This is a genomic window from Mesorhizobium sp. M1E.F.Ca.ET.041.01.1.1 (genome assembly GCF_003997355.1).
GTDB lineage: Bacteria > Pseudomonadota > Alphaproteobacteria > Rhizobiales > Rhizobiaceae > Mesorhizobium.
Window position 1 is genome coordinate 1 of the sequence record NZ_RZSL01001290.1, and the last position, 385, is coordinate 385.

A 385-nucleotide genomic window follows, 5' to 3' on the forward strand; every position below is an offset into this window, starting at 1 on the left:
GTGCAGATCACCGCGTCGCCGATCGACTGCAGCGTCACCTTGAGCCGCTCCTTCTCGTCGGCCAGCATGGCCGCCGAAACCTTGAGGCGTTCTTCGGCCTGCTTGCGTTGGGTGATGTCGGTCAGGCTGCCGATGGCCCGGATCAGCCGGCCTTCGCCGTCGCGCTCGATCGCCTTGCCGCGGTCGAGGATCCAGACCCAGTGGCCCTCCTTGTGGCGCATCCGGAACTCGGCTTCGAAGAAAGGCGTCTCGCCGGCAAGATGCGCCCGGTCCGCCTCGGCGACGAGCTCGCGGTCGTCCGGGTGGATCATCGCCAGCCAGCGATCGGGATCGCCGTCGAGCTCGCCATCCGCGTAGCCCAGCATCCTCACCCAGGTTTCGGAAT

At 67.3% G+C, this 385-nt stretch carries 1 protein-coding gene; it reads right to left on the reverse strand.

The window, feature by feature from the left end; all coding sequences use genetic code 11:
- A partial coding sequence (locus tag EOA38_RS38835; RefSeq protein ID WP_245481048.1) for a PAS domain-containing protein occupies window positions 1-365 on the reverse strand: 365 nt, incomplete at its 3' end.
- Window positions 366-385: the final 20 nt, after the last annotated feature.